Origin of the sequence: Thalassospira sp. HJ (assembly GCF_000948415.1) — a bacterium.
Classification (GTDB): Bacteria; Pseudomonadota; Alphaproteobacteria; order Rhodospirillales; family Thalassospiraceae; genus Thalassospira.
In genome coordinates this window covers 385,881-408,439 of the sequence record NZ_JYII01000020.1, presented here as the reverse complement: position 1 = coordinate 408,439, position 22,559 = coordinate 385,881, and the positions used below count along the sequence as shown (strand labels likewise).

Sequence of the window (22,559 nt, the reverse complement as noted above, 5' to 3'; positions counted from 1 at the left end):
TATGTGGATCGAAAGAGGTCGGTGCGATTACTGTGAGCGCAAACCAATTGCGACCTGATTGGCCAACTGCTGAGCTAGATTACGTGCAGCGTCCCTGCGGGCGGCGTCTTCGGCCTCCATGCTGGCAAAGTCCGAATCGACAATATTATAACTGGTGCGGGCGCGAACTTCACCCTTGCGCAAAATTTGTGAGTCAGATCGACGTGTGATTTCATAATCTGCGGAAATCTGATAGTCGGCGATGGTCGCTTCATTATCTTTGGTAAAACCTTGCTTCCTTGTCGACTCGGTCAAATTAACGTCTAGGTCATACAGAGGATTTGCGCTTTGTCCACGTGGGGCTAGGGTTTCGAGCAGGGCGTTGCGGGTCAACTGTCCGACGCGGTCATTGATCAGGGCGACCTTAACCTGGGTCATGTTGGCGGCCGTATTGTAGTCATCATCCGTCGTGGCATAGAGCGGACGAAATCCGCAGGCGCTGAGAGTTGTTATGGCCACAAGTGCGAGAATCGGAAGAACCGCGCGCAACGTCATTCAAGTATACCTTTATTCTCTTTGGTGCCGGATCGGCTAGCCGGATCTTGATCAATCCGTCCCTGGCGCCACAATAGTTCGGTTCCGATAAAAGGGCAAAACAGAGATAGGCTGCTTATGAAAGAAATATAGAGCCCGGAATCGTTTGGCACCTGTTGAACCTTTTTGAAGAGGTCACGTAACTGCGCAATGGCAAGGTTGTTTTTGCCGCCCTGCAGGGCGGTTGTCACTGTATTGTGTGGGTGCGGTGGTGCATCACATTGCGGATGTTTGGCACAATATCGCCATACGTCACGCAGCCAGCGCCAATGTCCGATCAGACTGTTTTGCGTCAGATGTAACGGTCGGTGTGCCGGAACGTCGGCCAGCAAAGCGAGTGTCAGGATATCCAGCCCGACTTCATTATAAAGTGACGAACCATTTGATGCGAAGCCATCGGCTGTGACCTTTGCGGCTGCGCACGCTATCAGGTGCGCCTTCTCATCGTTTAGCACAAATTGGCTGACGAGCGACGCATGCAGCCTTGTGCGAAGTTCAGACAGATTTTCCGGCAATGTGTCGATTATCTCACTGTGTTGCTTGCATACAAGAAACCCCCAGTCGCGTTGCAGCGAGTGGGGGTTGTATTCCGGTGAAATATAGACGGTGTCTTTCGACATAAGCCTTATTCGGAGTTCGCACTGTCAATGCGCAGCTGACGCGCACGGGTCAGGATCGCATCTTCCATGGACGTTACCGTACCGGGCTCCACCACTGCATCCTGCCACTGGTTCGGGCCAACACTGACCTGACGGAAAACCGAAACCTTGATAGCATCCGAGCGCAGCGCCGTGCCCAAGATGTACGCTGTTAGTTTGAAACGCTCATCTGGTGTTTCAGCAGGAGTATACCAATCGGTAATAACGACGCCGCCGAAGGGATCAGCAGAATTCAAAGGCATGAATGACAAAGTATCAAGTGTGGCACGCCACAAGAAGCTGTTTACCCCGATGCCTGAACCAGCCCCTTGTTGTTCGTCGTCTTTTCCACCAAAAATGCTCAACCCGTCTGAACCGAACAAAGAGCCTTGGGCCTTTTGATCGGCCCTGGTAGCCTTTCGACCATTTACAGTTTGATCTCCCGGAGCAGAGCCGGGAAAGTTGTCGTAATCTGTTTGGGTTCCAGCACAACCCGAAACAATGAGCGAAGTGGCGACAATACCTAAAAATTTGGCAAAAGAGCTTTTCACGGCGGAGCCTTTAACAACGAGTATCTCAAGTTTGTGGACCGCACTATACGTTGCTTGAGACAAGGGGCAAATAAAAACATGTGTGGTTTTTATGCAACATTTACCCAGAAATGTCTCATTTTGATCACACATTGATTGACGAGACAGCGAAATGCTGGCTCCATAGCGTCGAACCGGGCGGCAAAAGCTGTCCAAATATTTGTATTGCGTAAAACGCATTCAAAGACGTTGAGGGAAAAGATGAAAAAGATTCTGGTAGCTTCCAGCGCACTCGTCGCTGTTGGTTTCGCAGGCGCAGCTCAGGCTTCTGAGCCGATCAGCCTGTCCGTAGGCGGTTACATGGAACAGTGGATCGGTGGCGTTAGCGAAGACACCTCCGCTGATGGCGGTGCTAAAAACGCATTCCAGTCCGATACCGAAATTCACTTCTCCGGTCGTACCACCCTCGATAACGGCATTGAAATCGGTGCCACCATCGAACTTGAAGGCGAAAACGGTTCGACTACTGCAGTTGATGGCGAAGACGAAGAAGTTACTACGGCTTCTACCACCATTGACGAGCAGTACATCTTCGTAAACGGTGGCTTCGGTCAGGTTAAACTGGGCCAGGAAGATGGTGCAGCGGCTGACATGTCGATCACTGCTCCGTCTGTTGGTCCGGCTGGCGTTAACGATGGCGACATGCCGAATTTCGCTAACCTGAATAACACCCCGGACAACGTTTGGGATGATGGCGACGCGCACAAGCTGACCTACTACACCCCGGTCCTTGGTGGTTTCCGTGCTGGCGTATCCTACACCATGGATGACGAAGCAGAGAACAACGATGACTCAAACAGCGGTGACAACGTCGTTTCTGCTGGTGTTGAATACAACGCAGACTTCGACGGTTTCTCGCTCGGCGTAGCGGCAACCGGTGAGTCCAAAGGCGAAGGCGAATGGTACCATGTTGGTGCGAATGTTGGCTTCGGCAACTTCACCGTTGGTGCTTCCTACGGTCTGAAAGAAGCTGAGTACGACCTGAACGAAAACGCTTCCACCACTGCAGATGACGACATGGGCGTTGACATCGGCGTTTCCTATGCAATGGACGCTGCAACCGTTTCCGTGACCTACATGTATGCTGAAATGGAAGACGATGCAGACACTTCTGGTGTTGACGAGTTCAACGGTGTTGACCTTGGTCTGTCCTACACCCTCGGTGCAGGCGTGAGCTGGCGTTCTTCGGTCTTCTGGTTCGACTATGAAGGCGAAGACAGCGCAAACGACAACGACGGCTTCGGTGGTATCACCGGTCTCGTTCTCTCCTTCTAATCCTTTCCGGATTAGCTGAAGAATTGAAGGGGGTGGATTTTCCACCCCCTTCTTTTTTCGCCTATTTCAAAAGGGCCGATCATTTCTCCTGTCAGCTCTCGCGAATTTCTTCGCAAGTGCTGACCTGTTTTAGAAATTGGGTCAGACTCGAGCCGGTCGTTTACAATTTTTCATCCACCAATAGGGCTGCAATACGGGCTGCGGACCAAGGAACGCACCAAATTAAAAAGCCGTAAAGCCAAAGCGGTACATATTGCTGACCTTAACTTCTCATCTTGTGGAAGCGACATCCTATGATCTGTGAACCAGTCCAGCTTCTCGATACGGCTAATAAGTGACCAATAGATATTTATGTCGATGAATAAGCTGTACAGAAAAAACACAAAATTTTTGCTGATCATTTAGTCAGGTATATATCACCGCATACAGCTGCAAATATGCTTATATATGTGATATAAATGCAACAATCTAATTATTAAATGACTATTGATCATTTAATATAATTGACCACTTGTCATTTAAATGGCCATATCTCCCTCGACAGAACGAAGGGCCGTCCGGTTCAAACCCCTTCGTCCCGAAACGTTATTCTATTGAGGGTTATGATGAAAAAGATTCTTTTTGCTTCCAGCGCACTTGTCGCTATTGCCGCTGCAGGCACCGCACAGGCTTCTGAGCCGATCAAGCTTTCGGTCGGCGGTTACATGGAACAGTGGGCCGGTTTTGCCGATCAGGACCAGGGCGATCGTAAAAACGCCTTCCAGTCCGACACTGAAATTCACTTCAAGGGCGAAACCACCCTCGACAACGGTATCGAAGTTGGTGCAGTCGTCGAACTCGAAGGCGAAACTTCTGCCGACCAGATCGACGAACAGTACCTTTATGTAAATGGCGGCTTCGGCCAGGTTCGTCTGGGTAAAGACGATAGCGCAGCTGATTCCATGGGCTTCATCGCACCGTCTGTTGGTCCGGTTGGTGTTAACGATGGCGACCTGACCAACTGGGTTGACGCTTACCTGATCGATACCGTTCCGTCGAGCGGTGATCAGAAGCGCGTTACCTATTACACCCCGAGCATCAGCGGCTTCCAGGTCGGCGTTTCCTATGCCGACGACGATGGTTCGAACAACAACGACACCGCGAACGACGGCGACAACATCGTATCGGCTGGCATTAACTACCAAGGCGAATTTGATGGTGTGTCTGTTGGCGTATCTGCAACCGGTGAAAATTGGGGCGAAGGCAACTGGTATGGCCTTGGTGCGACCGTTGGCTTTGGCAACTTCGTAGTTGGTTCCTCTTGGGGCCACATCGAAGACGATTATGCTCAGGACGAGGGTTCGCGCACTGGTGGCGATACCGATGCGTTTGACATTGGCGTATCTTACGCGATGGATGCAGCGACCGTATCTCTGTCCTATGGTTATGCAGAATACGGCAACCGCGACGTAGATCTTACCGATGATGATGTGGATCTTTCCGGTACCGGTGAGATCAGCACCGTCGATCTAGGGTTGTCTTACACCCTTGGTGCGGGCGTTGCTTGGCGTTCGTCGATCTTCTGGTTTGACGATGAATCCGATAACGCAGCAATCGCCGATAACGACGGCTTCGGTGCCGTTACCGGTCTTGCTCTGACCTTCTAATTCTTCGGAATCAGGATTGGTTTTGAAAGGGTGGCTTCGGCCGCCCTTTCTTTTTGTCTGGCTATCCGTTGGGTTGCATCGATAGCCATCTGATCAGGATGCGTGCAGCTCCCTAGCGATCACATCGCAAATCGCCGGGATTTCCTCTGTCAATCGAGCAACGCAGGGTACGGGCGTGTATGTTACCAATGCCTGAGCCAGTGTGGCATCACGTTTCTCCGGGATATTTGGAAGGTCGGTGATCGGCAGCGCTAGGCTTCCCATACAGCCGATTTTGCCGTCTGCTGTGGCGCGCAATTTGGCAAGGCCACACGGGGCGGCGCAATGAGGGCCAATGAAATCGCTTTGCCAGGTGCGCAGGTTTTTGTGGCGGCCTTGCAGGGTTTTCGCGTCGGCGGAGCTATAGATGCCTAAGCCCGGTGTCTGTAACAGTTTGGAGATATGGGCTGGGCCGCTGTCGGCGACGACGAGGTAATCCTGCTGCCCGACAAAATTGACCAATTCACCGATGGTTTTGAAGCCATCTACAATCCGGATATTGCCGTGGCTTTTGGTGCCAAGATCACTCAGCGCGGCCTTGTAGGCTTTCATCACGCCCTGATAGGCATTGAGCACAAGCGTGATTTCGCAGTCCTGTTTGGCCAACATTGCGGTAATTTCACTGACAAGCTTGGGTGGCAAGGTACGCAGCGGCGAGGATGCCATGGGGACAATGCCGACTTTACGTCGGGTTCCGGCTGGTACTTGTCGTTCCTCAAGCGGTACGGGCGGAATGCCGAACGCCTCGCAGAGCGCTTCTTCCGGGTTGACCGGCATGGTGGCGATGTCGCGCCAGCCTTCCATTTCACTGAGATCAATCACGTGATCGAAGCGTTTGAGCTGTGCGCTCGAGATAAACAGCTGGAAAATCTCGATATCAGGCATCAGCGCGAAGATGTCCGATGCGCTGCCACTATTGAAGACACCGATGCGGATATCGGCAAAACGCTGCTTGAGGGCGCGAAAAAACAGCGCCATGCCAACACAATCCCCCAGCGCATCATCAGGGATCAGAAACAGCACGGATTTTTTTGAGAAATCCTGCTCGCCCCAGCCATCACGTGGCAGAACCTGAAACCGGTAGCTGTCTGATTTGATTTTTACCCCTGATGCGTTTGCGAGAACCTGACGGCGCAGAAGCGACGTCACGCGTGTGAAATAGATCGGGCTGTTGTCAGACGTTTGAGTTAGTGCAGAGCTGACATTGGGCAACCCGAACTGAAACGGCTGCCGGGAGGCGAAACGGGTAAATGTCTTGCGCGATGGGTGCGGGGCCCGGGGCATTTTGCGGGAGAACTCCGGTCAACGGGATGGCAGGTGGCTTCCGACAGAAAACCCGATCCCGGCGACGGAGGCAAGTGCCGAAGTCCGCAGATTTCTGATTGTTTGTGCACTGATCCCGCCAAGCCCGATCGGCACCATGTTGGCCTGCTGGCACGCCCGGATCATCTGGTTGGCTTTGTTGTTCGACATCGGCTTGGCACCCGGGTGGCTTTGCGTAGCGAAGATCGGAGAAATCAGGACGCTATCGGGGCGGATCTGTTTTGGCAACAGGGCTAGCCGTCGGATTGTTTGCAGTGAGTGACAGGCCGAGGTGTGGAGGAAATATTCCGGGATTCGTTGATAAATGCCGGGATCGGTCAGCGCTCGGTATTCGGGGAAATGCATGCCGTCGGCATCAAGCCGGAGGGCAAGTGACACGTCATTTGCGACTAGGAAGGGGATGCCTTTGGCGCGGCAGATTGTGCGCAGGCTTGCCGCGATCTGGAACCGCCTTGGATGATCATAATGGCGAAAAATGACCATGCTGTCGCGGGGAAGGGCGGGGATGGCGGCCTCGGGATTGGGCATCCTTTGATCATCGGTCATCAAAACGATTGGTGGGATGGGGCAGTTTGGGCCGCCATTGCGAAGATTGAGCCTGCGTGCCTGCTTTAACAGGGCCTTATCCATTGATACTATCCCGATGTGGCAGCTATACATGCCGTGTCTGAACGCCTTACCGATGAAGGACCATCATCCATGAGCAGTCATGATCTGTCATCTGACAAAACCGATGTTGCGGCCAACCTTGCCGAAATCCAGAACAATATCAATGCGGCATGTGATGCGGCCGAACGCAATCGGGATGATGTGACGCTGGTCTGTGTCAGCAAGAACCATGATGCCGATCATGTGCGCAAGGCGCTTGTTGATGGCAGGCGGGTATTTGGCGAGAACCGTGTGCAGGAAGCAGCAGGAAAATGGCCGGAACTGCGCGATGAATTTCCCGATATCGAGCTGCATCTGATCGGGCCGCTTCAGACCAACAAACTGAAGGATGCGGTCGCGCTGTTTGACGTGATCGAAACCGTGGATCGTCCGAAACTGGCAAAGGCGCTGGCCAAGCATCGTGATAACACGGGCACCTGCCCGGATTTGTTTATTCAGATCAATACAGGCGAGGAAGAACAAAAGGCCGGCATCGCACCAAAGGATGCCGATGACTTCATCACGATGTGCCGTGAAGAGCTCAAGCTTCCGATCATTGGCCTGATGTGCATTCCCCCGGTCGATGAGGAACCCGCCCCGCATTTCACCTTGCTCAGCAAGATTGCCGATCGCCATGGTTTGAAAATCAAAAGCATGGGTATGAGCGGTGATTACGAGGCGGCAATTCGGTTTGGTGCCACCCATGTGCGGGTTGGGACGGCTATTTTTGGCTCACGAGGATACTAACTGACCTATTCAGGCCTAAATTCTGGGCGTTTAATCGATTTTAAACGCGAAAATATGCAAAATCGGGGTTTTTTAGCCTGAATTTACGCAAAAAACGCGGGTTATGGTGCTTGTTGCTTCCCTGTGGATAATCAGGACGAAGACATTGACGCGGCAACCGGAAATTTGTGACAAAAAAATCCCGCATCGGCGGGATTTTCTTTTTCAGGCCCTAAAACCGGCTTTGGGTCAGGGGATTAGCTTGTACCCGCCCGGCTCGGTGATCAGGATTGCCGCGTTTGACGGGTCCTTTTCGATCTTCTGGCGCAGGCGATAGACGTGGGTTTCCAGCGTATGGGTGGTGACACCGGCGTTATAACCCCAGACTTCGTCGAGAAGGGTTTCGCGGCTGACCGGTTTGTCGCCGGCGCGGAACAGGAATTTCAGGATAGAGGTTTCCTTTTCCGTCAGGCGGACTTTCTTTTCGGTCGCGGTTTCAATCAGGATCTTGGCGCTGGGCTGGAAGCTGTACGGGCCGATGACAAAGACCGCATCTTCACTTTGTTCATGCTGGCGGATATGGGCGCGAATGCGCGCCAGCAATACGTTAAGGCGAAACGGTTTGGTGACATAGTCATTGGCGCCCGACTCAAGACCCAGGATGGTGTCAGAATCACTATTGGCCCCGGTCAGCATGATGATCGGTGATTTGACATTGGCGCGGCGCATCAGCTTGCAGACATCGCGGCCATCCATATCGGGCAACCCGACATCGAGCAGGATCACGTCAAAATAGGAATCCTTGGCCAGATCGAGCGCATCCTTGCCGCTATTGGCAACCACGCATTCAAAATCTTCATGAAGTCTGAGCTGTTCCGTCAGAGACTGGCTAAGGGCTGCATCATCCTCAACCACCAGAACCTGTTTACCTGTCGACATTCACCATCCCTTGCTGCTTGTCAGACCCACCCTCAAATCCGGGATCTGTGCTTGGTGTTGATTTAGCGGGTTGTTTTTGTGGCACTTTCGCTGCGGGCCCGCCATATATGCATCAAGTCTTTCGCGCCGAACCATAGGATCAGCATCTTAGGGTCAGGACCTGTTAATTTGGTTCGAATGGTCGCTCAGCTTTGTGCGGATACGCGGAGCAAAACCGCAGGAAGATATTTATCTTTCAACGTTTTGCGACAAATTAGGCCGTGCAAAGCTGAACGATCCAAAGGACAGAGTTTATATTTGCGAACTCCCGTGTCAAACCCCTTGCGCGGGATGCTGACCCGCCCTGCGGGATTTTCCTAGGATTTCACAAATATAAACTCTGCCATTCAAATCAAATTAACAGGTCCTGACCCTTCGTTGTATTTTCAAGAACAAACTGTTTTCGCTTTGGTCCTTTAACTCCCGGCCAACCCGGATTAGGTAGTAGGGGCGATTTGTCTATAACGTGATGTCGTAAAATCTTGAAAGATGCGCGTCTTCCTGCGATTTTGCGCATCACCGTATAAGCAGGTTCGCGCCGCCTGATGCGCTTATATGAATTAAACCGGGTCTTTATCCAGCCCCATAGCCACCGGATCGCGATGTTGTGATCACAAAGACAAGATGCCGATGACCCAAAGCTCCGCCGTGACGGCCCAAAATGACAGCAATCTGATCCCGGCGACCGATCTGGTGACGGTTTCCCGTGCTGTGGCAGATTTGCGCCGTGGCGAGATCGTTCTGGTCCAGGGTCACGACAATGGCGAGGCGCACAGCGTTGCCGTGATTGCCGCTGAGCCGCTTTCGCAACATGGTCTGGAACGTCTTTGCGACATCACTGGAAACGAGACCGCGCCGGCAATCGTCCTTCCGCGCGTGCGGGCCAAATCGCTTGGTCAGGCTGCCAAGGATGATCCGTTTGTGGCTTTTGTGTCTGCCACGCCATCCGGTGTTGACGCCAATCGACTGGGGGAAATTGCCAATCCGTTGCTTGATCTTGATGCGCTGCCCGATGGGGACTGGCGCCCGATCAGCATGGCCGAACATGCCGCCATCCGTCTGGCAAAGCTTGCGCGGTTGTTGCCCGCTGTGGTGACGGTGCCGGTCAGCGCCGATCAACTTGAAACCCTTGCACGGTCGCAGAACTTGCTGGTGTTGCAGTCTGAAAGCATCAATGGCTATGAAAATGCTTCGGCCGCATCCTTGCGTCAGGTCAGCGAAGCGCGCGTACCGCTTGAAGATGCGGAAAATGTCACCGTCATTGCGTTTCGTCCGGAAGATGGCGGGCAGGAACATCTGGCGATCGTGATTGATGAACCGGCCAAGGACAAACCGGTGCTGATCCGCCTGCATTCGGAATGCTTTACCGGTGATCTGATCGGGTCGCTGCGCTGTGACTGCGGGCCGCAGCTGCGTGGTGCCATTTCGGAAATCGCCAAAAGCGGGCAGGGCGGCATTGTGCTTTATCTGCGTCAGGAAGGGCGTGGTATCGGGCTTGTTAACAAGCTGCGCGCCTATGCGCTTCAGGATCGCGGGTTTGATACCCTTGATGCCAACGAGGAACTTGGCTTTGACGCCGATGAGCGTGTTTATCGCCCGGCGGCCGAAATGCTGCGTCAGCTGGGCTTTGAAAGCGTGCGCCTGCTGACCAACAATCCGGAAAAGCTCACCGGGCTTGAAAGCTGGGGTGTGACGGTGTCCGAACGTGTGCCGCACAAATTCCCGTCCAATGGTCATAATGAATTCTATCTCCAGACCAAGAAAGAGCGGGCTGGACATCTGTTCTAAACTGCGTGGGATGGCCTGCAAATAACGGTTTCTTCTGCGCAGGGCGCTCACGTACCGTAAGTACGCTGCGCACCCGTGCTCGCCGAACCCGTCATTTTCGCCACATCCCACACAGTTTAAGCTCTGCCTGATTTAACCGTGCCGATGCTACCCGGCAGAAGATTCCGACGGGCAGATCTGGCGGAAGGCCTTCCCAATAAAATCTCGGTATTTCAATGTTTTAGCGAATGCTAAAACTGGCACTCCTTTTGCAAATCATCTGGCAAGAGGAGGACAGACATGTCGATTGGTGAAAATTGGCGGCAAATTTCGCCCGGTAGCATAACCGGTGGCACAGGGAGCGCAGGCGGGGCAGCAGACAACAAGTTTGCCCAGTCGAATGCGGCTGATGCCCTGTCGGGTAACGGCGAAGGCCGGACATTTTCGCAATACATGTTTGGCGAGGACGGTTTTGAATTCACCGACATCCTCGATGTGATCAATCCCCTGCAGCATATTCCCGGTGTCGGGATGATTTATCGCTCTCTCACCGGTGATGAGATCGGCAATGGCGCGCGCGTTGCGGGCGGTGGCCTGTTTGGCGGGGTGTTTGGCCTTGCCGGTGCGGCCATTGATGCCGTGGTTGATGCGGTCACCGGTGACGATACCGGCAGCCACGTCATGGCGTTTGTCGAAGACAGCTTTGGCGGCAGTGGCATTGATGATGGCACGGCGGTGGCTGATGCGACTGATGCCAGCCAAAACCAGCAAGCCACTGTGGCGCAAAACGGTAGCTATCAGGGCGATCTGGTTCTGCCCTGGATGAGCGGGTATCAGGCCCAACCCGCCAGTGCAGCCGAACAGGCGACCATCGTGCAATCAGCCCCAACCACACCGGTTGATCAGGCCGTGCTGGCTTCTGCCAATAGTGCGGGCAGTGTTGGTGTTCAGGCGTCAGACCTGAATGTGCCGTGGGCGCAAGGCATGCAGGCAACGCAGGTTGCGCAAGCCAGCCCGACTCCGGCCAATCCGGCCGCGAATAATCAAGCCAATCCGGCAGTTGCCGCATCCCAACCGTCAGCGCAGCCTGCAGCCGAAATGGCATCTGCCGCTACCGCCCAAACATCCGATCCTGCAGAGCTGATGGTCGCCATGGCATCGGCAGGCACGGCAAATCCGGTTTCGACATTCAGCAAAACGGTGGCATCAAGCTCCACGGCAAATGAGCCGGTTCGTCGCCCGGTTACTAGCACCGGTGAAGCGAATACTGTCTGGGCGCGTGCCGCAAGCAGTGGCCGGGTCAGCCGACAGAACAACACATTTGCCATTTCAGCCGAAATGGCAGCCCATGAAGCCAAATACGCCAAGATAAACGCGGTGAAAGCCGAAGCCGCCGCGCGCAAGGCGACTGAAGTCCAGACCACAGGCGCCGATGGCGCGCCGCTTTCGGCTGCTGAAATGGCGGCACGGTTTAATGCTGCCCTTGGCCGCGAAAAGGCCCAGACCATGGCCGCCGATGCGGTTGCCAGCAATAACGCGGTTGCTGATAGCGGCCCGGCCAATACCTATGACGGATATGATGTTGCAAATGCAGATCAGGGCGGCTCAGCCACACCGGCCAGTGCGCCAGTGGCTGATGATCCGGCCAATCATCCGCTTTTGCAGCAGGCATCCAATAACATGAATGGTGATGCGCCGGTCGGGGCGTGGTTCAGCCAAACAATGATGGATGGCCTCAAGAAATATCAGGCGATGCAGCAGAACCCGGCACAGCCCGGAAATTCGATCTGATAAGGCCTGTTTCGGTATCAAAACAAAAAAGCCCGCCTGGTTTGAACCGGCGGGCTTTTTGTTATTCAGATTTGCCTGGCGTGATCAGCTGTTGAGGAAACCGACGATTTCCTTGACCTCTTTGAGGATCGGCTGGGCAATGACATTCGCGCGTTCCGCACCCTTGGCCAAAACAGAATCGATATAGGCCGGATCTGCATTCAGACGTGCCATTTCCTCGGTAATCGGTGCCAGGTTTTCGACAACGACGTCGGTCAGTGCCTGTTTGAAGCCAGAGAACTGCGTGCCGCCATGTTCGGTCAGAACATCCGCAACCGTGCTGTTGGTGAGCGCAGCATAGATGGTGATCAGGTTCTTGGCTTCCGGGCGGCCTTCAAGACCGGCGGCTTCACTTGGCAGTGGCTCCGGATCGGTCTTTGCCTTGCGGATCTTTTTGGCCAGTGTATCGGCATCATCGGTCATGTTGATGCGCGCCATGTCTGACGCATCGGATTTCGACATCTTTTTCGAACCGTCACGCAGCGACATCACACGGGTTGCCGGACCAAGGATCAGCGGCTCGGGCTGCGGGAAGAAACCTTCGACGCCGTAATCGGTGTTGAATTTCAACGCGATATCACGGGCCAGTTCAAGATGCTGCTTCTGGTCTTCGCCGACCGGCACGTGGGTCGCCTTGTAGGCCAGAATGTCAGCCGCCATCAGGCTCGGATACGCATAAAGACCGAGCGACGCGTTTTCGCGATGCTTGCCCGCCTTTTCCTTGAACTGGGTCATGCGGTTCATCCAGCCGATGCGCGCGACACAGTTAAAGATCCAGGCCAGTTCGGCATGAGCGGAAACCTGGCTTTGGTTAAACAGCACCTGATTTTCCGGATCGATGCCAGACGCGATCATGCTGGCGGCCAGTTCGCGAATGTTGGAACGCAGTTCCTTGGGATCTTGCCAGACCGTGATGGCATGCATGTCGACCACGCAGAAGATGCATTCATATTTCTTCTGCAATTCGACCCAGTTGCGGATCGCGCCAAGATAGTTGCCAAGGTGAAGGTTACCGGTGGGCTGAGCGCCCGAAAACACACGTTCCATAACGTCGTCGTCCATTTCATATTTTGAGTAACGGGACTTGCATACTCCGCCAGGTTTTGGACACCCGCCGGCGGACGAGCATGCAAGTTTCGCGCGCGAGTTAAGCCCCGTGGCCGGGTAAGGTCAAGCTGCTTGTCAGGAAACCGGTCGATTAATTGTAATCAGGCGGGTTTTCCGCGTTTCAAAGTACTTTTGAGCTCGGAAACGCTGGTCGCGCCAAGCAGTTGGGCGCTGATGGCATAAACCGCCATGCCGCCACCAACACAGATCGCCATGGTGATGATCCGCGTGATCGAAAGCGCATCATTTTGCCAGAAGGCGTCAATGGCAAACCAAAGGGCCGATCCCATCAGGGTGGATGCCAGAAGAATGCGCGGCACACGCCGGGTCAGGCGGCTATCAAATGTCAGATCGCCGCGCCGGTGCAAGATAATGCCAAGCGACATCGCATTGACCCAGACCGAAACAGAGGTCGCTGCCGCAATACCAAGATGTCCGAACCATGGCATCAAAACCACGATCAGAATGATGTTGAGTACCATGCAGGAAATGCCGATGCGGATCGGTGTTTTGGTGTCTTCGCGGGCAAAGAAGCCCGGTGCCAACACCTTGACCAGAACCGAGGCCGGCAGGCCAAAGGCAAAGACCGTCAGCGCCATGCCGGTCATCAGGGTTTCTTCCGCGCCAAAGGCCCCGCGTTCAAACAGAACGTTGATCACCGGAAGTCCCATGACCCCAAGGGCAACCGCGGCCGGAAGGGTAAGGAGAAGGGCGATTTCAATACCGCGATTCTGGCTATACATCGCGGTTTTGGCATCATCGCCCTGCAACTGGCGCGAAAGGGTTGGCAAAAGGGCCGTACCAATGGCAATGCCAATGACGCCAAGCGGGAGTTGCTGCACACGATCGGCATAGTAAAGCCAGGAAACCGCACCGTCGGACACAAGGGAGGCCAACATGGTGTCGATCAGAAGATTGATCTGATAGACCCCCGCGCCAATCATGCCCGGGATCATGCGTTTACCGAGAAGCTTGATGCGGTCATCAACGCGCGGCAGCTGCCATTTGATGGCAAAGCCAGCCCGCTTGCAGGCAATCACCAGGGCAATGAATTGTGCAACACCGGCAATCGCCACCCCCCATGCAAGGGCGTGGGCGGGGGTTTCGGTCACGGGTGTCAGGCCAAGCAAGGCCGCAATCAGGCAGATATTAAGAATGATCGGGGCGGCGGCTGCAGCGGCATAGCGATGCAGGGTGTTAAGCACGCCAGACATCAGGGCGACGGCGGAAATAAACGCCAGATAGGGAAATGTGATGCGCGACAGTTCGACGGCAAGTGCGAACTTTTCAGGGTTTTCGGCAAAACCCGGCGCAAACACATACATCGCCCAGGGCATCAGGATTTCAATGATCGCCACCAGAAAACCGGTGATCAGAACCAGCATCGACATGGCGCGCGCCGCAAATTCGCGCGCGACATCCAGACCGCGTTTTTCAATGTCGCTGGCCAGAAGCGGGATGAAGGCTGCGGAAAACGCGCCTTCGCCAAACAGGCGACGAAACAGGTTGGGAAACTTGAACGCGACAAAGAACGCATCGGCCATGCCGCCCGCACCGAGCATCCCGGCAATCAGAATATCGCGGCAAAATCCCAGCAACCGGGACAGCAGGGTAAAACCACTCACCGTGGCAATAGAGCGGACAAGCGACATTCTTTAAGCGTTCCGTATTTAGGGTCAGGACCTACTAATTTGGTTTGAATGGTCGCTCAGATTTGTGCGGATACACGAAGCGAAGCCGCCGGAAGATTTTTATCTTTCAAGGTTTTGCGACAAAGTAGCCCGTGCAAATCTGAGCGATCCGAAAGACGGAGTTTATATTTGCGAACTCCTGCGTCAAATCCCTTGTGCGGGATACCAACCCGCTCGGCGGAATTTTCCTTGGATTTCACAAATATAAACTCCGCCATTCAAATCAAATTAGTAGGTCCTGACCCTAAGTCGCGATTCGACGTCAAACCGGTCGATCAATCAGGCGGTGATGACGTGCGATTGCGGTATTTTCAAGCTTGATGGACAGAAATCTGACAGCCGAAGGTGAAAATAGTCGTAATTTTCGCCGCCAGAAGTGGCGGGATATATCGCATTTTTATGAACTTGATTGAAAAAGATGATTTTTTTGGGGGCCCTGTGACAACCGTCACAGAAAAACAGTTGCGATGGCTCCATATTCTGACTCGCTGAGGGTTCGTTGGGACGCGAGCCTCATATTGGACGGGCGGGGAATTAAGGGATCCACCTCAACCTGCTGCACTCCGAGGATTTCGGCACCGTGAATAACAGGTCGCGCTGCCGGGTTTGGTTTTACCCTTCCTCGTCCGTCACAATTTCCAAAAAAGAATATGAGCAAATACGAGCACTGTACCGGCCATAACGGCCGGGAACAGCCGGATCTGATCCATACCGTGGTGTTACCGATGGTAGCGCATGGGTATTGGATCGATCCGGCTTGTTTGAATTTGGGATTCGACCCTAGTCGTTGCGAATCGCCTGGGTCAGGGTTTCCTTGACCTGCACGAACTTGGTCCGGCTGTCGATCTTGAGCCCGAACACATCCTTCACGTAAAACACGTCAACCGCGCGCTCGCCAAAGGTGGAAATCCGGGCCGAGGCGATCTGCATGGAAAGATCGCGCAGCGCACGCGTGATGTCATACAGCAGGCCCTGACGGTCACGCGCGGTGATTTCAATCACCGTGTGGGTGCGGCTGGCCTTGTTATCGATGATGACGTTCGGTTCGACCTTGAAGACCGCGGTGCGGTGCTTGTTATCCTTGGTCTGGCGCCGCTGGATTTCCTGACTTGGGCGAATTTGACCGGAAATGACCTTTTCCAGGGTTTCGCGCAGGCGTTCGAGCTTGGCCGTGTCGTTAAACGCCTCGCCATTGGTGTCCTGGATAAAGAAGGTATCAAGCGCCATACCGTCCGCAAGCGTGAGGATCTTTGCATCGACTACGTTGGCCCCGCACAGCGCCATGGCCCCGGCGATTTGGGAAAACAGGCCGGGATGGTCGGTGCAATGCACGGTGATTTCGGTGGCATCAATATCGGCATCAATGCGCACATCGACCGTGATGTCGGCCCCGGATTTCCGGGCCTCATGGGTCAGATGGGCGTGATGGACGTGGATGTCGGTATCGAAACTCAGCCAATAGGACGGATAGCCGCGTTCGATAAAGTCCTCGATATCCTTCTCCGGCCAATCCTTGAGCGCTTCGCGAAGGGCTGCTTGTGCGTTGGCAACGCGCGAATCGCGGCTATCCGCATTAAGACCGCCCGACAGCATGTCATCGGTGGCGTAATAAAGTTCACGCAGAAGCGTCGCCTTCCAACCGTTCCAGATGTTCGGGCCGACCGCCCGGATATCGGCAACTGTCAGACACAGCAACAGACGCAGGCGTTCCTGTGATTGCACCAGATCGGCGAAGGAACGAATGGTGCTGGGATCATTAAGATCACGCTTGAACGCGGTCAGGCTCATCCACAGATGCGCCTTGACCAGCCAGGCAACGGTTTCGGTATCGGCTGGCGACAGGCCCAGACGCGGGCACAGCTTTTCGGCAACTTTAGCACCGAGTTCCGAATGATCGCCGCCACGTCCCTTGGCGATGTCATGGAGCAGGACCGCGACATAGAGCACACGGCGTGAAATCACCTGACCCATGATGCGGGTGGCGACAGGTGCGTCTTCGGCCAGTTCGCCGGTTTCGATCTGATTGAGGATGCCGATCGCGCGGATGGTATGCTCGTCCACGGTGTAGGTGTGGTACATGTCATACTGCATCTGGGCGACGACACGCCCGAAATCGGGGATGAAACGGCCCAGTACGCCGGCCTCGTTCATCTTGCGGAGCGTCACATCCGGGCTGTCGCGCTGGGTAAGGATTTCAAGGAAGACCTCGTTGGCGTCCGGATCATTTTGCAGCTTGTGATCAACATATTTCAGGCTTTGCGTGATCCAGCGAAGCGTCTCCGGGTGAATGCCGACCCGGTTCTGATGGGCGACCAGAAACAGGCGCAAAATCTTGATCGGGTCGTTCTTGAAAACATCAAGGCTTTCGACCGTCAGGCGTTCATTGCGCAGTTCAAACCCGTCAATTTCCTTGGTGCCAAACAGCTTGCCCGGGAAGCGGATCAGCGGGCGACGCTGATGGCTTTCTTCAAGGGCTGCGCAGAAGATGCGCGTCAGGCTGCCGACATGCTTCACCATCAGGTAATAGTGCTTCATGAAGCGCTCAACGCCGGATGCGCCGGCATGATCGGTATAGCCAAGGCGGTTTGCGATTTCGCGCTGCATGTCGAATGTCAGGCGGTCTTCTTCGCGGTCAGACAGATAATGCAGCCAGCAACGTACCGCCCAGAGGAAGTTCTGTGCCTTGAGGAAGCCGAGTGCTTCCTTACGCGTCAGGACCTTGAGATCAACCAGCTCCATCGGTGAATTGACGCGATAAAGGTATTTGCCAATCCAGAACAGGGTATGGAGATCGCGAAGCCCGCCCTTGCCGTCCTTGACGTTGGGTTCGACCACATAGCGCGAATCGCCCATGCGGGTATGGCGTTCATCGCGCTCGCCGAGTTTCTTTTCGATGAACTCGATGCCGCTGCCCTTGACCAGTTCGTCCATGAAGCGGGCGCGAAACAGCTTGTAGGTTTCCTCATCCCCCCAGACGAACCGGCTTTCCAGCAGGTTGGTGCGAATGGTGATGTCCTGTTTTCCCATGCGCAGGCAATCTTCGACCGAGCGCGTCGCATGGCCGACCTTAAGCCCGAGATCCCACAGCATATAAAGAATGAATTCAACGACCTGCTCGCCATTGGCGGTCTGTTTGTAGGGAAACAGAAACAGAATATCGACATCCGAATGCGGTGCCATGTCACCCCGGCCATAGCCGCCAACAGCCACGACTGACATGCGCTGTTCATTGGTCGGATTGTGCAGCGGATATTCAAACGTGGTGGCGAAATCGTGGATCAGACGCACGATCTGATCCATCAGGAAACTGTTTGAGAAAACCGTGTCCTGCCCGGAATTGCTTTCTTCGAAGCGCGCGCGGATGACGGCACGCCCGGCCTCAAGCACCGATTTCAGCTTGTTGAGAACAGCGGTTCGCTGTTTGAAGCTTTTGAGTTCGGGATCATTTGCGATGGCCTCAAGCTCGGCAAAGACCTTTTTGCGGTCGATGATTTCGCGCTGCTTTCTGATCTTGTACATAGTCAATACTATTATGGGTTATTTGATTGACGGTAAAGTGCTTGAAATGTGGGCTGCGACATGTGCTAACCGTTAGAGTTTATATTTTTAATTTACATCAATCTAAAGTAGAGTATGTTCAGTTTAGGCTTTTGATGTGTTTATATTTTGTGGTTGGAGGGGGGAAAGTGGGGGATTTTTCGAGAGTTCTTAGAAAATATAAAAAACGCTCAGAGCAAGAATTAAGGTCGATTCAGAACTTTAAAACCACAGCTAAAGTTTGCGCGCTTGTGATTATACCATTGTTCGCTGCCGTAATACTGGCGTTTAAGGACGACATGATTTCCCTAAATGCCAATATGTTTTGGATAATTGTTGCATTAATTCTTGTGATGCAAGTTGTAGTTTCTAGTTTTGTGTTCAATGACGGTCATGTCAGCTCGCTAATCCATTATGATGTTGAAGATATTTGCCAACGATATGAGCTCCTTTTGGAGCAGAAAAACAAGGTAGAGGTTTCTCTGGATAGAAATGTATTAATTTTTTTCTGGATGAGGTCGTCACTTTCGATGATCGATAAATATATAGAGAAAAAGTATAATGATTCCATTGGCCTAAACCGAATGATAGATGAGTCACTAGCTAGCGTTATTTGGAATTCACATGATGTTTTTGAGTTTGAAGCTGGAGAAAAGTGGTCGTTCTCAGTTTATTTATATGATTCCTCATCAGACTGTTTGAGGCCGGTTTGGAGGAGTTGTGCAAAAAATCACCCTTCCGATGGAATGGGTCGGGAATGGAAGAGCGGTTTTGGACATGTTGGCATGACATTCCAAAAGGCTACAGCCCAGATCGAAGGGGCAACCATCACACAAAATGCGAATAGCCAAGATATTTCAAACGCAATGTGCGTGCCCAACGAGCACACGAAAGACTACGACACAGCAACATATGTTTCCTATGTGTCTTGTCCTATTATGAATAAACATAATTCTGAACAACCATATGGTGTGTTAATAGGTAGTTCAGATGTCGTTGGTAGGTTTGACTCAAGCAATTGCCTCGTGGTAGAAGCCGCCGCCGCTGTCGTTGGTATACTCGTCGAGCGAGCTGGCGAAAATCCACTGCTAGATATCGACAAACTCATTCCATCGCGCTAAACTGGCGATTAACTTCGGGAGATTGACTATGTCAAACGCTGCCAATCAATATCCTGTTTCATCTGTTTCGAATCCAGAATCGAAACAGACAACTGTCTTAGAAATGGCAAGGCAACTTGAAGTAGAGTCTTGTCGTATCGCTCAAGTGGATAGTTCTGTTGAGGATAGACGTAAGTTTGCACAGTTAATCCGCTCTTCTGCAGACTTTTACCTTAGTTCCCTAAAGAAATAGATATTTTCTGCTTATTTTTCCTGATAAGTGCGTAAGCGATAAAGCGCATCAAGGGCTTCGCGCGGGGTCATGTTGTCGGGATCAAGATCGGAAACCGCATCGAGAACCGCCTTTTGATCGTCTGACAGGGCAGGGGTGCTTGCGCGTTCTTCCTTGGCGGCCTGCTCGATGGCGACAGCAAATAGCGGCAAGTCATCGGCAAGCTTGGATACCGCACCGCCCTGTTCACCCTTTTCAAGGGTTTTGAGAACCTGCTCGGCGCGCTTGATCACCGGTTTGGGCAGGCCAGCCAGCTGGGCGACATGAATGCCGTAGGATCGATCCGCACTGCCTGCGCCGACTTCATGAAGGAAGACGACCTCGCCCTGCCATTCCTTGATCAGCATGGTGTGGCATGACAGGTGTTCGAGCTTGGCGGCAAGGGCCGTCAGTTCGTGATAGTGGGTGGCAAAGAGGCCACGGCATTTGTTGATTTCATGGAGGTTTTCAACCACGGCCCAAGCGATTGAGAGGCCATCAAAGGTCGCCGTCCCGCGCCCGATTTCATCCAGAATGACAAGCGAGCGATCGGTTGCCTGATTAAGGATCGATGCCGTTTCGACCATTTCGACCATGAAGGTCGAGCGCCCGCGCGCCAGATCATCGGCAGCACCTACGCGCGAAAACAGTCGGTCAATCACGCCGATATGGGCCTTGGCCGCCGGGACAAAGGCACCGATCTGGGCCAGAACGGCAATCAGGGCGTTTTGACGCAGGAAGGTCGATTTACCGGCCATGTTCGGACCGGTGATCAGCCACAGGCTTTGTTCATCTTCAAGGCGGCAGTCATTGGCGACAAACGGTGAATCGCCATTTTCGCGCAAGGCGGCTTCGACCACCGGATGACGACCCGCAGTGATGTCAAAGGCGAGGCTGTTATCAATGTTCGGGCGAATGCAGCCCTGATCGCGCGCCAGTTCCGAAAGGGCGGCTGAGACATCAAGTCCGGCAAGCGCCTGGGCGCATTTGGCGATGTCATCGGCCTTGGCCAGAACGGCCGAAACCAGTTCTTCAAACAGCTCCAGCTCAAGGGCGAGGGCCTGATCACCGGCCTTGGAGACCTTACTTTCAAGCTCAGACAGTTCGACGGTGGTAAAGCGCACCGCATTGGCCATGGTCTGGCGGTGGATGAACTCATCCATTTCCATCATCTTGTCAGCGGTCTTGGCCGACACTTCGATGAAATAGCCCAGAACGTTGTTGTGCTTGACCTTGAGATTGGAAATCCCGGTCTGCTCGGTATAGCGGGCCTGCAGATTGGCGATCAGCTTTTTGCTTTCGCTTGAAAGCATGCGGAGCTCATCAAGCGGCGGGTGATAACCCCCGGCAATAAAGCCGCCATCGCGCGCCAGAAGCGGCAGGCTTTCGGCAATCGCGCGGCGCAACAGATCAATCAGATCGCCGTGATGACCCATCATGGTCAAATGGTCCGAAAGGGCTTCGGGCTGTGCGGTCAGTCCGTCATTGCCGCCATCGGGCTTGTTCAGAAGATTGCCAATCGCAAAGGCACAGGACAGACCATCGCGCATTGCCGCCATATCACGCGGACCGCCACGGCCAACCGACAGGCGCGACAGCGCACGTTCAATATCGGGGCATTCGCCAAGGGCCGCGCGCAGATCAGATCGCAAACCATCGCGATCATGGAAATATTCCACCAGATCAAGGCGCTTGTTAACTTCATCAGCATTGGTCAGCGGCGCAGACAGGCGGGCCGCCAGCAAACGCGCGCCAGCCCCGGTGCGGGTGCGGTCAATGACCGAAAGCAGGGAGCCCTTGCGTTCACCCGACTGGGTCTGGATGAGTTCGAGTGACCGACGCGTTGCGGCGTCGATTTCCATCGCTGCCCCCTCGGCCACACGGGTCGGTGGGGCGAGGCGGGGCATCTGACCCTTCTGGGTCAGCTCGACATAATCAATCAGCGCACCGGCAGCCGACAGCTCGGCCACTTCAAAGCCGCCAAAGGCATCAAGGGCCTCGACCTCATAAAGCTTTTTGAGGCGCAGCTGAGCGTTTTCGGCATCAAAGCGCGCGGTCGGCTGCGGGGTGATGATGTTTTTATATTCGGCATAGATGTCGAACACTTCGGATCGGTTCAGCATCTTTTCCGAAAACAGGATTTCACCCGGATCAAGCCGGGCAAGAGCGGCACTAAGACCCGCCATGTCGGATGGCTGAACAAAGAAATCCCCGGTCGACATATCAAGCCAGGCCAGTCCGATCTTGCCGCGGACTTCCGATACAGCGGCCAGATAGTTATGGCGCCGTGCATCAAGCAGGCTGTCTTCGGTCAGTGTACCCGGCGTAATCAGGCGGACGACACCGCGCTTGACCACGGATTTGGCACCGCGCTTTTTGGCTTCGGCCGGGTCTTCCATCTGTTCACAGACGGCCACCCGGAAACCTTTGCGGATCAGGCGCTGCAGATAGGTTTCGTGGCTATGGACGGGAACACCGGCCATGGGAATTTCGTTACCCTGATGCTTGCCGCGTTTTGTCAGGGCAATATCAAGGGCTTCGGCGGCCTTGACCGCGTCGTCAAAGAACAGCTCGTAGAAATCGCCCATCCGATAAAACAGCAGGCAGTCCTGATACTGTTCCTTGATTTCAAGGAACTGCATCATCATCGGCGTCGCGCCATCCCTAGAGAAGGAAGGGGCGGTCGGTGTGGTATCGGAATTATCAGCGATCTGGTTCATGATGACTTGATAGCAAACCCTGAAGGCAAAGACGAGAGGCGTAGAGAGTGACCCGAACTGGTGCGGTGATAAAACTTGATCTATGCCATTGCAACGCCTG

At 54.0% G+C, this 22,559-nt stretch carries 17 protein-coding genes; 7 read left to right on the top strand and 10 right to left on the bottom strand.

Features of this window, described 5'->3' with window-relative positions:
* Positions 1-27 precede the first annotated feature (27 nt).
* The 3 genes from lptE to UF64_RS17575 are packed head-to-tail and all read right to left on the bottom strand — an operon-like array spanning position 28 to position 1,981.
* Entirely contained in the window at positions 28-534 is a 507-nt protein-coding gene (gene lptE / locus UF64_RS17585) for an LPS assembly lipoprotein LptE (protein WP_044829882.1), read from the bottom strand.
* Complete coding sequence (locus UF64_RS17580; RefSeq protein ID WP_044829881.1) at positions 531-1,193, bottom strand: hypothetical protein; 663 nt, start codon at positions 1,191-1,193, stop codon at positions 531-533. Before UF64_RS17580 ends, lptE begins: the two co-directional genes overlap by 4 nt.
* A 5-nt stretch (positions 1,194-1,198) precedes the next feature.
* A complete protein-coding gene (locus UF64_RS17575; protein ID WP_235285138.1) occupies positions 1,199-1,981 on the bottom strand; it encodes a DUF3576 domain-containing protein in 783 nt (260 codons plus the stop codon).
* 21 nt (positions 1,982-2,002) lie between these two features.
* Between UF64_RS17575 and UF64_RS17570 the strand changes: the two genes are divergently transcribed.
* Entirely contained in the window at positions 2,003-3,076 is a 1,074-nt protein-coding gene (locus UF64_RS17570; RefSeq protein WP_044829880.1) for a porin, read from the top strand.
* A 605-nt stretch (positions 3,077-3,681) separates the two neighbouring features.
* Positions 3,682-4,722 (top strand): porin, encoded by a 1,041-nt coding sequence (locus UF64_RS17565; protein WP_044829965.1) that lies wholly within the window; start codon positions 3,682-3,684, stop codon positions 4,720-4,722.
* Between the two features lie 93 nt (positions 4,723-4,815).
* Here UF64_RS17565 and UF64_RS17560 read toward each other — a convergent pair whose 3' ends face one another.
* Positions 4,816-6,045: a glycosyltransferase family 9 protein gene (locus tag UF64_RS17560; protein WP_044829879.1), complete on the bottom strand. Its 1,230-nt coding sequence runs from the start codon at positions 6,043-6,045 to the stop codon at positions 4,816-4,818.
* An 18-nt stretch (positions 6,046-6,063) separates the two neighbouring features.
* Positions 6,064-6,630 (bottom strand): thiamine phosphate synthase, encoded by a 567-nt coding sequence (locus UF64_RS17555; protein WP_235285137.1) that lies wholly within the window; start codon positions 6,628-6,630, stop codon positions 6,064-6,066.
* A 153-nt stretch (positions 6,631-6,783) separates the two neighbouring features.
* Here UF64_RS17555 and UF64_RS17550 point away from each other — a divergent pair, with 153 nt between their 5' ends.
* Positions 6,784-7,479 carry a YggS family pyridoxal phosphate-dependent enzyme gene (locus UF64_RS17550; RefSeq protein ID WP_044829877.1) on the top strand — a complete coding sequence of 232 codons (696 nt, stop codon included), beginning with the start codon at positions 6,784-6,786 and terminating at the stop codon, positions 7,477-7,479.
* Between the two features lie 228 nt (positions 7,480-7,707).
* Here the strand turns inward: UF64_RS17550 and UF64_RS17545 are convergent, their stop codons facing one another.
* Entirely contained in the window at positions 7,708-8,397 is a 690-nt protein-coding gene (locus UF64_RS17545; RefSeq protein ID WP_044829876.1) for a response regulator transcription factor, read from the bottom strand.
* A gap of 669 nt (positions 8,398-9,066) precedes the next feature.
* On the opposite strand from UF64_RS17545, the gene ribA reads away from it, so the two are divergent.
* Together ribA and UF64_RS19795 are read left to right on the top strand one after the other, a co-directional pair.
* Positions 9,067-10,224: a GTP cyclohydrolase II gene (gene ribA / locus UF64_RS17540; RefSeq protein ID WP_044829964.1), complete on the top strand. Its 1,158-nt coding sequence runs from the start codon at positions 9,067-9,069 to the stop codon at positions 10,222-10,224.
* 279 nt (positions 10,225-10,503) lie between these two features.
* Positions 10,504-11,994 carry a hypothetical protein gene (locus UF64_RS19795; protein WP_052657690.1) on the top strand — a complete coding sequence of 497 codons (1,491 nt, stop codon included), beginning with the start codon at positions 10,504-10,506 and terminating at the stop codon, positions 11,992-11,994.
* An 84-nt stretch (positions 11,995-12,078) separates the two neighbouring features.
* Here UF64_RS19795 and trpS read toward each other — a convergent pair whose 3' ends face one another.
* From trpS to UF64_RS17515, 3 genes are all read right to left on the bottom strand, one after another.
* On the bottom strand, positions 12,079-13,080 hold the full coding sequence (gene trpS / locus UF64_RS17530) for a tryptophan--tRNA ligase (protein ID WP_044829962.1): 1,002 nt from the start codon (positions 13,078-13,080) through the stop codon (positions 12,079-12,081).
* Between the two features lie 161 nt (positions 13,081-13,241).
* Positions 13,242-14,792 carry a murein biosynthesis integral membrane protein MurJ gene (gene murJ / locus UF64_RS17525; RefSeq protein ID WP_044829875.1) on the bottom strand — a complete coding sequence of 517 codons (1,551 nt, stop codon included), beginning with the start codon at positions 14,790-14,792 and terminating at the stop codon, positions 13,242-13,244.
* An 819-nt stretch (positions 14,793-15,611) separates the two neighbouring features.
* Entirely contained in the window at positions 15,612-18,350 is a 2,739-nt protein-coding gene (locus UF64_RS17515) for a [protein-PII] uridylyltransferase (protein WP_044829873.1), read from the bottom strand.
* Positions 18,351-18,412: 62 nt separating this feature from the next.
* Here UF64_RS17515 and UF64_RS17510 point away from each other — a divergent pair, with 62 nt between their 5' ends.
* A complete protein-coding gene (locus UF64_RS17510) occupies positions 18,413-19,489 on the top strand; it encodes a hypothetical protein (RefSeq protein WP_235285136.1) in 1,077 nt (358 codons plus the stop codon).
* 28 nt (positions 19,490-19,517) lie between these two features.
* A complete protein-coding gene (locus UF64_RS20460; protein ID WP_152630724.1) occupies positions 19,518-19,721 on the top strand; it encodes a hypothetical protein in 204 nt (67 codons plus the stop codon).
* Between the two features lie 11 nt (positions 19,722-19,732).
* Here the strand turns inward: UF64_RS20460 and mutS are convergent, their stop codons facing one another.
* Positions 19,733-22,459, bottom strand: a complete 2,727-nt coding sequence (gene mutS, locus UF64_RS17505; protein ID WP_044829871.1) for a DNA mismatch repair protein MutS — start codon at positions 22,457-22,459, stop codon at positions 19,733-19,735.
* Positions 22,460-22,559: the final 100 nt, after the last annotated feature.

What these genes read in the sequence shown, in the direction of transcription:
- lptE (WP_044829882.1), bottom strand. Translation starts at nt 534, where the DNA reads ATGACGTTGCGCGCGGTTCTTCCGATTCTCGCACTTGTGGCCATAACA.
- UF64_RS17580 (WP_044829881.1), bottom strand. Translation starts at nt 1,193, where the DNA reads ATGTCGAAAGACACCGTCTATATTTCACCGGAATACAACCCCCACTCG.
- UF64_RS17575 (WP_235285138.1), bottom strand. Translation starts at nt 1,981, where the DNA reads ATGCGTTTTACGCAATACAAATATTTGGACAGCTTTTGCCGCCCGGTT.
- UF64_RS17570 (WP_044829880.1), top strand. Translation starts at nt 2,003, where the DNA reads ATGAAAAAGATTCTGGTAGCTTCCAGCGCACTCGTCGCTGTTGGTTTC.
- UF64_RS17565 (WP_044829965.1), top strand. Translation starts at nt 3,682, where the DNA reads ATGAAAAAGATTCTTTTTGCTTCCAGCGCACTTGTCGCTATTGCCGCT.
- UF64_RS17560 (WP_044829879.1), bottom strand. Translation starts at nt 6,045, where the DNA reads ATGCCCCGGGCCCCGCACCCATCGCGCAAGACATTTACCCGTTTCGCC.
- UF64_RS17555 (WP_235285137.1), bottom strand. Translation starts at nt 6,630, where the DNA reads ATGACCGATGATCAAAGGATGCCCAATCCCGAGGCCGCCATCCCCGCC.
- UF64_RS17550 (WP_044829877.1), top strand. Translation starts at nt 6,784, where the DNA reads ATGAGCAGTCATGATCTGTCATCTGACAAAACCGATGTTGCGGCCAAC.
- UF64_RS17545 (WP_044829876.1), bottom strand. Translation starts at nt 8,397, where the DNA reads ATGTCGACAGGTAAACAGGTTCTGGTGGTTGAGGATGATGCAGCCCTT.
- ribA (WP_044829964.1), top strand. Translation starts at nt 9,067, where the DNA reads ATGACCCAAAGCTCCGCCGTGACGGCCCAAAATGACAGCAATCTGATC.
- UF64_RS19795 (WP_052657690.1), top strand. Translation starts at nt 10,504, where the DNA reads ATGTCGATTGGTGAAAATTGGCGGCAAATTTCGCCCGGTAGCATAACC.
- trpS (WP_044829962.1), bottom strand. Translation starts at nt 13,080, where the DNA reads ATGGAACGTGTGTTTTCGGGCGCTCAGCCCACCGGTAACCTTCACCTT.
- murJ (WP_044829875.1), bottom strand. Translation starts at nt 14,792, where the DNA reads ATGTCGCTTGTCCGCTCTATTGCCACGGTGAGTGGTTTTACCCTGCTG.
- UF64_RS17515 (WP_044829873.1), bottom strand. Translation starts at nt 18,350, where the DNA reads ATGTACAAGATCAGAAAGCAGCGCGAAATCATCGACCGCAAAAAGGTC.
- UF64_RS20460 (WP_152630724.1), top strand. Translation starts at nt 19,518, where the DNA reads ATGTCAAACGCTGCCAATCAATATCCTGTTTCATCTGTTTCGAATCCA.
- mutS (WP_044829871.1), bottom strand. Translation starts at nt 22,459, where the DNA reads ATGAACCAGATCGCTGATAATTCCGATACCACACCGACCGCCCCTTCC.